Source organism: Rhodoferax sp. LS1R11 (genome assembly GCF_056521395.1).
On sequence record NZ_JBWMAW010000032.1, the window covers coordinates 1 to 12,390 of the forward strand.

General features: G+C 60.0%; 13 protein-coding genes and 3 tRNA genes. 2 read left to right on the top strand and 14 right to left on the bottom strand.

What is annotated here, in order from left to right; genetic code table 11:
- The 12 genes from AC097N_RS20985 to trpE all read right to left on the bottom strand — a co-directional run.
- A partial coding sequence (locus AC097N_RS20985; protein WP_479582318.1) for a GTP-binding protein occupies window positions 1-114 on the bottom strand: 114 nt, incomplete at its 3' end.
- 100 nt (window positions 115-214) lie between these two features.
- Window positions 215-289, bottom strand: a tRNA-Thr gene (locus tag AC097N_RS20990).
- 56 nt (window positions 290-345) lie between these two features.
- A tRNA-Gly gene (locus tag AC097N_RS20995) sits at window positions 346-419 on the bottom strand.
- 90 nt (window positions 420-509) lie between these two features.
- Window positions 510-595, bottom strand: a tRNA-Tyr gene (locus AC097N_RS21000).
- A gap of 62 nt (window positions 596-657) precedes the next feature.
- On the bottom strand, window positions 658-1,413 hold the full coding sequence (locus AC097N_RS21005; protein WP_479584029.1) for a uracil-DNA glycosylase: 756 nt from the start codon (window positions 1,411-1,413) through the stop codon (window positions 658-660).
- 116 nt (window positions 1,414-1,529) lie between these two features.
- Entirely contained in the window at window positions 1,530-2,324 is a 795-nt protein-coding gene (gene trpC, locus AC097N_RS21010; RefSeq protein WP_479584018.1) for an indole-3-glycerol phosphate synthase TrpC, read from the bottom strand.
- The gene (locus AC097N_RS21015; protein WP_479584019.1) at window positions 2,317-2,457 is read right to left on the bottom strand and encodes a hypothetical protein; all 141 of its coding nucleotides are present in this window, start codon (window positions 2,455-2,457) and stop codon (window positions 2,317-2,319) included. The genes trpC and AC097N_RS21015 overlap by 8 nt, the downstream gene beginning before the upstream one ends.
- A gap of 24 nt (window positions 2,458-2,481) precedes the next feature.
- Window positions 2,482-3,528, bottom strand: a complete 1,047-nt coding sequence (trpD, locus tag AC097N_RS21020) for an anthranilate phosphoribosyltransferase (RefSeq protein WP_479584020.1) — start codon at window positions 3,526-3,528, stop codon at window positions 2,482-2,484.
- Window positions 3,529-3,547: 19 nt separating this feature from the next.
- Window positions 3,548-4,225, bottom strand: coding sequence for a LysE family translocator (locus AC097N_RS21025; RefSeq protein ID WP_479584021.1), 678 nt, complete (start codon window positions 4,223-4,225; stop codon window positions 3,548-3,550).
- Window positions 4,226-4,263: 38 nt separating this feature from the next.
- Complete coding sequence (ltaE, locus tag AC097N_RS21030; RefSeq protein WP_479584022.1) at window positions 4,264-5,322, bottom strand: low-specificity L-threonine aldolase; 1,059 nt, start codon at window positions 5,320-5,322, stop codon at window positions 4,264-4,266.
- Between the two features lie 60 nt (window positions 5,323-5,382).
- Window positions 5,383-5,991, bottom strand: a complete 609-nt coding sequence (locus tag AC097N_RS21035) for an anthranilate synthase component II (RefSeq protein WP_479584023.1) — start codon at window positions 5,989-5,991, stop codon at window positions 5,383-5,385.
- Between the two features lie 3 nt (window positions 5,992-5,994).
- Complete coding sequence (trpE, locus tag AC097N_RS21040; RefSeq protein ID WP_479584024.1) at window positions 5,995-7,506, bottom strand: anthranilate synthase component I; 1,512 nt, start codon at window positions 7,504-7,506, stop codon at window positions 5,995-5,997.
- Between the two features lie 368 nt (window positions 7,507-7,874).
- Between trpE and AC097N_RS21045 the strand changes: the two genes are divergently transcribed.
- A complete protein-coding gene (locus tag AC097N_RS21045) occupies window positions 7,875-9,557 on the top strand; it encodes a methyl-accepting chemotaxis protein (protein ID WP_479584025.1) in 1,683 nt (560 codons plus the stop codon).
- A gap of 18 nt (window positions 9,558-9,575) precedes the next feature.
- On the opposite strand, the gene gph is transcribed toward AC097N_RS21045, so the two are convergent.
- Both gph and AC097N_RS21055 read right to left on the bottom strand, forming a co-directional pair.
- A complete protein-coding gene (gene gph / locus AC097N_RS21050; protein ID WP_479584026.1) occupies window positions 9,576-10,286 on the bottom strand; it encodes a phosphoglycolate phosphatase in 711 nt (236 codons plus the stop codon).
- Window positions 10,287-10,625: 339 nt separating this feature from the next.
- Window positions 10,626-10,823 carry a tautomerase family protein gene (locus AC097N_RS21055; RefSeq protein WP_479584027.1) on the bottom strand — a complete coding sequence of 66 codons (198 nt, stop codon included), beginning with the start codon at window positions 10,821-10,823 and terminating at the stop codon, window positions 10,626-10,628.
- Between the two features lie 130 nt (window positions 10,824-10,953).
- Between AC097N_RS21055 and AC097N_RS21060 the strand changes: the two genes are divergently transcribed.
- Window positions 10,954-11,871, top strand: a complete 918-nt coding sequence (locus AC097N_RS21060) for a LysR family transcriptional regulator (protein WP_479584028.1) — start codon at window positions 10,954-10,956, stop codon at window positions 11,869-11,871.
- Window positions 11,872-12,390: the final 519 nt, after the last annotated feature.

Genomic DNA, 12,390 nt, shown 5'->3' on the forward strand with positions numbered 1-12,390 from the left:
GGCTGCCAGCACTGACGTGATAGCCGCAGTCAGCGTGGTTTTACCGTGGTCGACGTGGCCAATGGTGCCCACGTTGACGTGGGGCTTGGTACGCGTGAATTTTTCTTTTCCCATTTTCAGGCTCCGAAAAGTGACTGGACAGTCAACTCAATAAACATCGTGCCTCAACCAGCGCCAACATTCGGTTAGTACGCCCAATTGACACACCCAAACTTGGTGCCCATTCCGGGAATCGGACCCGGGACCTCTCCCTTACCAAGGGAGTGCTCTGCCACTGAGCCAAATGGGCTTTTTCAACCTGTCAAAAACAGATCAAACCAAAAATACGCAATCAAATACCAACTGTGGAGCGGGGTAGGAGAATCGAACTCCTCGCTTTAGCTTGGAAGGCTAAGGTATTACCACTATACGAACCCCGCACAGGCCTGCCTTGCCAGCAGCCATCAAAACGACCCGGACTCACCGAGAAACTTTCGACAACCACCAAACAGTCAATCTATCTCAATCACTGGTGGAGAGGGCTGGATTCGAACCAGCGTACTCGTAAGAGGGCAGATTTACAGTCTGCTGCCATTAACCACTCGGCCACCTCTCCAACGTGAGCCACAGATTATGCCATGAAACAAAGGCGTTATCAAAAATCTCTTCATTAACTTCTCATGACCAGTCCATCGGGCGATAGCCGTGCTGCATCAAAAAGGCGTTGGCCTGGCCGAAATGACCGCTCCCGATGAATGGTTTGGGGGGCCTCATGGCGGAAAGCGGTGACGGATGGTTAGCGGTCAGCACCCGATGGCGAGGCCTCATATCTTTGCCAAGTGGCCCATCGGATGCAGCCACCAGGCTTTGCTTGGCCTGGGCATGAGCGCCCCAGAGCATGAACACGACCGGGTCCGTCTTTTTCGCCACGGCGGCCACGACCGCATCGGTCAGGGACTCCCATCCGCGTTGCGCATGGCTGGCTGGCTGGCTGTCCTCGACGGTGAGACACGTGTTAAGCAGCAAGATGCCTTGCTGTGCCCAGCGTGCCAAGGAGCCATCCACCAAGGGCGCCCCTGTGCTAGGTCCCAGCAAGGGGTCACGGGCCACCTCCTTGAAGATATTTCTCAATGACGGCGGCCATTTGACACCGGGTGCGACTGAAAATGCGAGGCCCTCGGCCTGGCCCGGGCCATGGTAGGGGTCTTGCCCCAGGATCAGCACCCGGACCTGAGACAGGGGCGTCAAGGCAAGCGCCCGGAAGGGTTGTGGCGGGTAGATGGTGGCGCCTGCAGCGAGGCGCGCCTTCAGGAATTCGCCCAGCTGCCGACCTGCCTCACTGAGCAAAAAAGCATCCACCACAGGGCGCCAGTCATCCGCGACGGGCCACGTCTCGGGCGCCCATGCGGTCAACCGGGGACCGCCGTGAACCAGTGACGCCGGGGCGTCCGGCTCAAACAGCAAAGAGGTCTGCACCCCGGGTGAAATCGCCACGACGTGATCCTGATTCAATCGCAATAAAAAGACGGACCCGGGCCTGCCGAACCCACTCAGGCCGCAGCAAACAGCTCGGCCAGCGCCTCGCCGGGGTCGGCCGCCCGCATGAACGCCTCGCCGACCAGGAACGAATTGACGCCCGCCGCGCCCATGCGCAGCACGTCGTCACGGGTGTGGATGCCACTTTCGCAGACCAGCAGGCGGTCCTGGGGCACGTCACGCATCAGGGTCAGCGTGGTATCCAGCGACACCTCGAAGGTCTTGAGGTTGCGGTTGTTCACGCCGATCAGCGGCGTTTTGAGCTTGAGGGCGCGCGCCAGCTCCGCGGCGTCATGCACCTCGACCAGCACCGCCAGGTCCAGGCTGCGGGCGATAGTCTCGAACTCTTTCATTTGCGCGTCGTCCAGGCAAGCGGCGATCAGCAAAATGGCGTCGGCGCCCATGGCACGCGACTCGTACACCTGATACGCGTCGACGATGAAGTCCTTGCGCAGCACGGGCAACTGGCAAGACGCCCGCGCCTGCTTCAGGTAATCCGCACAGCCCTGGAAAAACTGCGCATCCGTCAAGACCGAGATGCAGGCTGCGCCGGACTCGGCATAACTTTGTGCAATATCGGCCGGAATGAAATCCTCCCGCAACACGCCTTTGGACGGACTGGCTTTTTTGATTTCGGCAATCACGGCGGGCTGGCCCGCGGCGATCTTGGCGCGCAGGGCACCGACGAAATCACGCGTCAGGACGCGCGACTCGGCGTCCGCACGCACCATGGCGAGGGATTTTTTGTTCAGCGCCGCGGCGACTTCTTCACGTTTGACGGCGACGATTTGGTTCAGGATGTCAGTCATGCTTGGGCAGCTCCTGCGAGCCGTTCTTCAAAATAGGGATAAAAACGCGGTGCATCACCAGACCCACCACGATAAAAAGGACAGACACGCCCAGCGCAATCCAGGCGCCTTCACTCTGCCACAGGCTGGCCATGCTCAGGTCGTGCTCAGGTCGTGCTCAGGTCGTGCTCAGCGCGTGCGAAGCGGCGACGAGCTGCGCCAGCTTGGCCTTGGCTGCTCCTGATTCAATAGCTGCCCGCGCAAGCTGCACACCGGCTTTCATCGAATCTGTCACATTCGCAGCATACAGGGCGACACCGGCATTGAGCACCACAATGTCCTTGGCGGCACCGGGCACATTGTCCAGCACCCCCAGCAGCATGGTTTTGGACTCCTCCGGTGTTTCCACCTTCAGCGCGCGGTTGCTCGCCATGACCATGCCGAAATCTTCCGGGTGGACTTCGTACTCGGTGATCTCGCCATTTTTGAGCTCGCCCACCAGCGTGGCTGCCCCCAGTGACACTTCGTCCATGCCGTCCTTGCCATAGACCACCACGGCATGCTCGGCGCCCAGACGCTGCAAGGCGCGCACCTGAATGCCCACCAGATCGGGGTGAAACACGCCCATCAAAATATTCGGCGCATCGGCCGGGTTGGTCAGCGGCCCGAGCAGGTTGAAGATGGTTTTGATGCCCATCTCCTTGCGCACCGGCGCCACGTTTTTCATGGCGGGATGGTGATTGGGCGCGAACATGAAGCCCACACCGGCCTGCGCAAGGCACTGGGCAATGGCCTCGGGCGACAGGTTGATGTTGATGCCCAGTGACTCCATCACGTCGGCACTGCCGCTCTTGCTGCTGACGCTGCGACCGCCGTGCTTGCTGACCTTGGCACCTGCCGCTGCGGCCACAAACATGGCGCAGGTCGAGATGTTGAAGGTGTGCGAGCCGTCGCCGCCGGTACCCACGATGTCCACCAGATGGGTCTTGTCGGTCACGTGCACCTTGGTGGAAAACTCGCGCATCACCTGGGCGGCGGCGGTGATTTCACCAATGGTTTCTTTCTTGACGCGCAGACCGGCAATGAAGGCGGCAATCATCACGGGCGACCACTCGCCTTTCATGATCTGGCGCACGATGTGCAGCATCTCGTCGTGGAAAATCTCGCGGTGCTCGATGGTGCGCAGCAGGGCTTCCTGCGGGGTGATTTTGTGGGTATGGGGCATGGTGGTCCTTCGCCAGGTTTCAGTGAGAGGGATTGTCGGTGAGGGCCAGTTTGAGTCCAAACCCGATGAACAGCACGCCCGCCACGCGCTCCAGCCAGCGCATGCCCTGGGTCAGGGCGGCAAAACGTTGCGACACGGCCGCACCGAGCGCGGCGTAGCCCAGGTTGACCCACAGGCCATTGAAATTGAACAACAGGCCCAGCAGCAAGAAGGCTGTGGTCTTGTGCGGGGCATCGGGGGCGATGAACTGCGGCACAAACGCCAGGAAGAACAGGGCCACCTTGGGGTTGAGCACATTGGTCCAAAACCCCTTGGCGAATACTTTTTTCAGATCATTTTGGCCTGTAGCCCCCGTCGGACGGTCGGGAGCAGCTATCGAATCAGTAGCATTCAACACCGGCTTGGCGGCCCGCACACCGAGCATCGTCCAGCCCACGTAAACCAGGTAGGCCGCACCCAGCCACTTGAGCACCGAGAAGGCCGTGCTCGAGGTCGCCAGCAAGGCGCTCAGGCCCAGGGCCGCTGCCGCGATATGCACAAAACAACCCGCCGTGATGCCCAGCGCCGCCACTGCCCCGGTGCGCCAGCCGCTTTTGAGCGAGTGGGTCACGATGTAGAGCACATCAGGCCCGGGGGTGAGGTTGAGCAAAATGCCCGCACCGATGAACAGGGCGAGGTGGTCAATGCCGTTGAACATGCAGTCCCTTTCAGACGTTGGCGTTCAGTGCGGGCGGCTCATGCCGCCAAAAAATCACGCACACAGGCCACCGTGTGGTCAATGCCGGCGGCGCTCACGTCCAGGTGCGTCACAAACCGCAGGCGGTACAGGCCGGTGGCCAGCACGCCACGGGTCGCGAGGTAAGGAATCAGTTCTTGGGAGCGCGCCCTCGCCTCTCCCACCAAATCCACGAACAGAATATTCGTCTGTGGCGGCTCGACCCGCATGCCGGGCAGTCCACTCAAGCCCTCGGCCAGCCGCCGGGCCAGCGCGTGGTCGTCGGCCAGCCGCGCCACATGGTGGTCCAGCGCATAAGAAGCCGCCGCCGCCAGCAGGCCCGACTGGCGCATGCCGCCACCCGCCATCTTGCGGATGCGGTGGGCACGGGCCAACAACTCGCGACTGCCGCACAGGGCAGACCCCACCGGCGCGCCCAGCCCCTTGCTGAAGCACACCGACACACTGTCAAAACACTGGGCAATGCGACGCGCTTCCTGCAACGCGTCGCCTCCGTTCGCGGCCGCTTGCGCCACGGCCGCATTGAACAGGCGAGCGCCGTCCAGATGCCGCGTCAGGCCTTGGTTGCGGGCCAGATCGGTGGCCTGTTGCACGTAGTCAAACGGCAGCAGCTTGCCGCCCAGCGTGTTCTCCAGGGCCAGCAGCCGGGTGCGGGCAAAGTGGGCGTCGTCGGGCTTGATGGCGTCCGCGATGTCGGCCAGCGCCAGCGTGCCATCGGGCTGGTGGTTCAGCGGCTGCGGCTGCACGCTGCCCAGCACCGCCGCCCCCCCGCCTTCCCAGCGGTAGCAATGCGCCATCTGGCCCACGAGGTACTCGTCACCGCGCTGGCAGTGGGCCAGGATGGCGCACAGGTTGCTCTGCGTGCCGGTGGGCATGAACAGCGCCGCCTCAAAACCCAACATCGCCGCCATCTGGTCCTGCAAGGCGTTGACGCTGGGATCGTCTGCAAACACGTCGTCGCCCAGCGGCGCGGCCATCATGGCCTCACGCATGGCGGGCGTGGGCTGCGTCACGGTGTCGCTGCGCAGGTCCACCTTCAAATCATTGGATTTATGCATGATTTATGCCTCTAGCCCTTATGGAACATGCGCAAGTAGCTACCAAATAGATAGCATCAACTACAGCCGCGACGCCAGGAAGTTTTTCAACATGGCGTGGCCGTGTTCGGTCAGGATGCTCTCGGGGTGAAACTGCACGCCCTCGATGTCCAGCGCGGTGTGCTTCACGCCCATGATCTCGCCGTCCTCGGTCCAGGCCGTGACCTTCAGGCACGGCGGGCAGGTGGCGCGCTCGATCGACAGCGAGTGGTAGCGGTTGACCGTGAACTGCGCGGGCAGCCCGGCAAACACGCCTTCCTGCGTGGTCGTGATGACGCTGGTCTTGCCGTGCATCAGCTGCTGCGCGCGGATGATCTTGCCGCCAAAGGCCGCGCCAATCGACTGGTGCCCCAGGCACACGCCCAGAATCGGCAGCTTGCCGGCAAAGTGCTGAATCGCGGCCACCGAAATGCCCGCTTCGGCCGGGGAACACGGGCCGGGGGACACCACCAGGCGGTCGAGTTGACCGGCAGCCAGCTTGGCGTCGATCTCGTCCAGCGTGATTTCGTCGTTGCGAAACACCTCGACCTCGGCCCCCAACTCGCCCAGGTATTGGACGATGTTGTAGGTGAACGAGTCGTAGTTGTCGATCATCAGGAGTTTGATTTTTTCAGTCATGCTAGTTGTCATGGTTCACTCCAGTCCTTCTTCCACCAACTCGGAGGCCCGCAAGAGCGCGCGGGCCTTGGCCTCCGTCTCTTTCCACTCCAGCTCGGGCACCGAATCGGCCACCACCCCGGCGGCGGCTTGCACATACAACGTCTGGTCCTTGATGATGCCGGTGCGGATCGCAATCGCCACGTCCATGTCACCCGCGTAGCTCAGGTAACCGCAGGCGCCGCCGTACAGGCCACGCTTGGTCGGCTCCAGCTTGTCGATCAGCTCCATGGCGTGCACCTTGGGCGCACCCGTGAGCGTGCCTGCGGGGAACGTGGCCTTGAGCACGTCCATGCTTGTCATGCCGTCCAGCAGCGTGCCTTCGACATTGCTCACGATGTGCATCACATGGCTGTAGCGCTCGACGCAGAAGGCCTCGGTCACCTTGACCGTCCCGATCTTGGCAATGCGGCCAATATCGTTGCGCGCCAGGTCGATCAGCATCACATGCTCGGCGCGCTCTTTGGGGTCGTTGATCAGCTCCACCTCGGCGGCCTTGTCCAGCTCGGGGCTGGCGCCACGCGGGCGGGTGCCAGCCAGCGGACGGATGGTGATTTTCTGCTCGGTCTGTCCGTCCAGCGTGACCTGCTCTTGGCGCACCAGAATCTCGGGCGAGGCGCCCACCACATGGAAATCGCCAAAGTGGTAGTAATACATGTACGGGCTGGGATTGAGCGCGCGCAGCGCCCGGTACAAACTCAGCGGCGACTCGGTGTAACGCTTCTTGATGCGCTGGCCCACCTGCACCTGCATGAAGTCGCCGCCCGCAATCAGTTCCTTGGCACGCTCCACGGCGGCGATGTAGTCGGCCTTGGCAAAGTCGCGCTCGGCCGGATAGCTTTGCGTGGGCTTGACCATCGGGGCGCTGACCGAGTATTTGAGCTGCTCTTTCAGCTCGCGCAGACGCTTCTTGGCGTTGGCATAGGCTTCCGGGCGGGCCGGGTCGGCATAAACGATCAGGTACAGCTTGCCCGAGAGGTTGTCGATCACCGCCAACTCTTCGCACTGCAACAGCAGGATGTCGGGGCAGCCCAGGGTGTCGGGCGGGCACGAAGCTTCGAGCTTTTTCTCGATGTAGCGCACCGCGTCATAACCAAAGTAACCCGCCAGGCCACCGCAAAAGCGTGGCAAGCCGGGGCGCAGCGCCACTTTGAAGCGCTTTTGGTAGTCCGCGATGAAGTCCAGCGGGTTGACGGTCGACGTCTCGACCACCACGCCGTCGGTCACCACTTCGGTACGCGCATCTGGGCCAAAACCCATGGAACGCACCAGCGTGCGGGCCGGCAGGCCAATGAAGCTGTAGCGGCCAAAGCGCTCGCCACCGACAACGGATTCCAGCAAAAAGCTGTATTTGCCGCCGTCTTTGGAGTGCGCCAGCTTGAGGTACAGCGACAAAGGCGTTTCCAGATCGGCAAAGGCTTCTGCCATCAATGGAATGCGGTTGTAGCCCTGGGCGCTGAGGCTTTTGAATTCGAGTTCAGAGATCACGGGATGGGTTCTTTCAATTCGGTGCCGGACTTTGGGCACGCGAACTGCGCAGGGGGCAGTCAGTGCGCGGCAGGTCCAGCAAGCAGCCGGGGCTGCGGTTCATTCAAACAAGGAAGCGGAGAAAGTCAGGCGAGTGCCGACGTGTCTTGCTGCGGGCGCCAAAGCCAGGCTCCCCGGTCGCTACAACCTGTGATGAGAATTCGGTGAATGAACATGCTGGCAGTGTATCAAACTGAAGCCTGCCGATGGGCATGTAACAGTCCTTGAGAAATCGGCCAAGTGGTCGAAATAAGAGGCAATCAGGGACACCCTAACCTTGAATCAGTCCTGCCAAGGAACAATTATTAGCGCCTTCGTTTGGAGACTCCATGCCGTTCTTTTTGTCCAACCTGTCCATCAGCAAGCGCCTCGGACTGGGTTTTGCACTGGTCCTCCTCTTGTCCCTGATCAGCGTGATCGTGGGCGTCACCCGCCTGAATCTGGTCGCCGAGCAAACCCGCGCCATGGTGGCCAACTCCATCAAAACGGAGCGCATCGTCAGCGACTGGTACCGCAACATCCACACCGGCGTGCGCCGGACCTCGGCCATTGCGCGCAGCAGCGATCCGTCACTGGCCACCTTTTTCGCCGAAGATCAGGCGGAATCAACCAAAAGCTCCACGGCCTACCAAAAAGCCATTGAAGGCCTGATGGAAACCGACAAGGAAAAAACGCTTTTTGCTGAGATTGGCGAACAGCGCAAGGCCTACATTCTTACGCGGGACAAAATTTGGGCGCTCAAAAAAGAAGGCAAGGCCGACGAGGCCAACCAGCTTCTGGACCAGCAGTTCACTCCCACCGCCAAACTCTACATCGGCAAAATTGAAGCCCTGATGAACAACCAGCGCGAGGAAATAGACACGCTCGCCCAGGAAATTCAGGACACCGATGCAACCAGCCGCCACCTGCTGATCGCGCTGGGCCTGATCAGCCTGGTGTTGAGCCTCTTCATTGCCTGGCGTCTGTCAAATGCCATCACGCGTCCGCTGATTGAAGCGAGTGAGATGGCGCGCCAGATCACGGCAGGTGACCTGACAGCCCGCACCAGCCACCAAAGCACCAACGAACTCGGCCAACTCCTCTCCAGCCTCAGTGCCATGCAGGCCAGCCTGGTGAAAGTAGTCTCCAGCGTACGCACAGGGTCTGAAAGTGTGGCCAACGCCAGCGCTGAAATTGCCCAGGGCAACCATGACCTCTCAGCGCGCACCGAACAGCAAGCCAGCGCGCTGGAAGAAACCGCCGCCTCCATGGAAGAACTCAGCTCCACGGTGCGCCAAAACGCCGACAACGCACTCATGGCCAACCAGCTGGCCATGAGTGCGTCGACCGTGGCCATTCAGGGTGGCGAGGTGGTATCCCAAGTGGTCGAAACCATGAAGGGCATCAACGAATCGTCACGCAAGATTGCCGACATCATCGGGGTGATTGACGGCATTGCCTTTCAGACCAACATCCTGGCCCTGAACGCCGCCGTGGAAGCCGCCCGCGCGGGCGAGCAAGGTCGCGGCTTTGCGGTCGTCGCCAGCGAAGTGCGCAGCCTGGCCGGTCGATCGGCTGAGGCGGCCAAGGAGATCAAAAGCCTGATTGGCGCCAGTGTTGACCGGGTCGAACAAGGCAGCTTGCTGGTGGACCGCGCGGGTGCCACCATGACCGAAGTGGTCAGCAGCATTCGCCGCGTGACCGACATCATGGGCGAAATCAGCGCAGCCAGCGCCGAGCAAAGTGCCGGCTTCGCCCAAGTGGGCGAAGCCGTGACCCAAATGGACAACGCCACACAGCAAAACGCCGCGTTGGTGGAAGAAATGGCGGCCGCGGCCAGCAGCCTCAAATCACAGGCGCAGGACCTGGTGCAGGTGGTGTCGATTTTCAAACTGGGAGACCGCGAAGACCATCACGGCATTGCCCTGCCCGCGGCCGTGCGATCTCACGCGCCCAAAGCAGCGCCGTACAAAGGCACGGAACGCCGTGATGTGGGCGTTGCCAAAGGCGCGGCAGCCAGAACCCGTGGATAAGAAATTTTTTGCAGCGCTTCAAGCGATGCACAAGCTTGCCAAGGTGTCAATGAAGCCATCCGCGTCCACATCACGAACCGGCTCGCCATGGTTGTAGCCGTAGGTCACCAACAGCACGGGGCAGCCTGCGGCACGTGCGGCCTGGGCGTCGTTGCTGGAGTCGCCAATCATCAGCGTCCGGTGCGGTTCGCAACCCAGTGCCTCACACGTTTTGAGGAGCGGCAGCGGGTCGGGCTTTTTGCGCTCGAACGCGTCACCGCCAAAGGTCACCTCAAAGAAATCTGAAAGGCCCTTGTCCTGGAGCAAGGCCTGTGCAAAAGCCGTGGGCTTGTTGGTCAGACAGGCGAGCTTCAGCCCCCTGGCTTTGAAGGCGGTGAGGCCTTCCAGCACACCGGGATAGACATCGGCATGCTGACCATTGATGGCCAGGTAGTGGCGCTGGTAGCTTTGCCAGGCCAGGTCATACAGCGCGCCTGAGACCGGCTCATTCGCTATATTATTGATAGCTGCCCGCGAACGTGCCACAAGGGCTAGAACACTTTTTATCAAATGTTCTGAGCCCTTGCCGACCAGGCGTTCCACCGTGGCACGGTCAACGTGCTGGTGCACGAAAGGGGCCGGCAGGTCGGACAGCATCAAGTTCAGCGCGACACAGAAGTCGCCCAAGGTGTCCACCATCGTGCCATCCAGGTCCACGATCACGGCGTCAATATCGAATGAATTCAGCATATTAGAGTCAGAAACAAGGTGTCTATCCCAATAAATTTAACCAATTAGTCCAGTGCCGTGAACATCCAGAACGATGGGATTGACCGTGCAGTTGGACTACCGCTCCAGGTCCGGAATGGGCATTCTGATTTTGTCATGACGGGCGAGTCCCGACCCCTAGCAGTCGCAGCGGGCTTTGAATTCAGCGCCCGGAAGCAGACTTGCATTCACCAGACCAGAAATAGGCGCCAAAAATTTTCCATCAGAATTGCCCAGACGACGCCTAATCCTGTGAGCTAATCATTGTCAACGCTCTAAAAAAGCGAGAAAACCGCGACCATTCTTTCGGGTGAAGTGTCATCAGCTTGTCGGACTCGCCTCACCGAACAGCTTGCCCGCGCCGGCCCAGTCGGACGCTTTGACGTCTTCGAAGATGACGTAGATGTAGTTGGGATCCGTTGCAGTGTTGCGCACGATGCTTTCGGTGATTTCGGCGGCCACTTTGGCCTTTTGGTCTTGGTCTTTTCCTTCGAACCAACTTACTCGAACGACAGGCATGGGGAACTCCTTGATGGGTAAAAACGGGTTGAGCGTCGCCAAGAACAGGTTTTCCAAACGATCACAGACATGATGTTAAAGTAGAAAATATAGTTATATATATCTATAAAATATCTTAAGAGTAGAATTAATGGATACTTTAGTTGAGCAAGATCCCCTGTGGGGGGTGTCTGTCTTTGTCACTGCGGCGCGGTCCGACAATTTCACACAAGCAGCAAAACGTATGGGGCTGACAAAGTCCTCGGTCGGCAAAACAATCGCCCGGCTGGAACAGGCGCTGGGCATCAAACTGTTCCATCGAACAACGCGCTTGACTCGACTGACTGCGGATGGCGAGGCGTACCTGGTTGCATGTACTTCAGCCCTGGATGAAATCACCGCGGCACAGGCTGCGCTTTCTTCAAGCAATCGCGTTCTCAGTGGCCGCATTCACATTGACATGCCAGTCGCGTTCGGCCGTCGTATGCTATTGCCAGCACTCATCGAGATCACGAGACCCCATCCTGGTTTGAGCCTGAGCTTGACCTTCACCGACGAAACCAGCGATTTGCTTCAGGACGACGTCGACATTGCGATCCGCTTTGGCGCGCTTAAAGACACCAGTCACCTGGTGGCAAGACACCTGGCGACACAGGAAAGGGTGATCTGTGCGTCACCCGACTACCTGCGCGCCATGGGCGAGCCCATCAGTTTGCCAGACGTGCGTCAGCACCGATGCATCGTCGGCACCCCGAAGGGACCGCCGCTGGTGTGGCTTGTTAAAGATGAAGAAGTGGTGAAGCGTTTCACGCCCCCGTCGACCCATCAACTGAGTGACGGGGAGGCGATGGTGGATGCAGCCGCAAGTGGACTTGGCCTGGGGCAGTTCCCAATTTCGATGGTGCGGGAACACCTCAACGACGGTCGATTGCGACCGGTCCTGCAGATGTATTCGAGCGTTGGTATCGACATCCACGCGGTCTGGCCCAAACGGGCCCAACTGAGTCCTCGAGTGCGCTACCTCGTCGATGAACTCGTTGCATGGGCAGCCAAAGGAAAATTTAACTGAGGCGGGATGCTGCCATCATTCGGCGGGTGCTTCGAATAGTCTAAGCGGCCACCCAGGGCGCGAAGAGAAGCCACCAATGAACTGGTTAGCTTTACTTGCAACTCCCCCTCTTCACACCAATGCGCCCGTTGACCCCAATGATTTTTGAACTTTGCAACAAAAGCCTCCAACACCATTGGTCGACACCAAAGTCGGCAATGCTTGTACCAATGAGGCGATTAGTTGCTCAGGCCAAGCGGTTCAATCGATTGTCCTTCGCCAATGGGCATGGGCTTGATGAAAGTGCGCGTCATTACACCGGTGACCGATTGGGCCGGAGTTGGCAAGCTGCTCGGCAAGCCCGCCGACACATCCACGAGCTGAAATTTTTGCTTACCGCACCCATTCAACGGGACGAAGCCTTAAGGCTACGCTGAACAAGTGCCGTCAAAACGCCAGCCGAGGCTGATGACAGTGCGATTTCTTGAAAACGAAGCGTCAATCGCCCTATTTTGTGGCCCCTGGGGCCTGTTGTCAGGG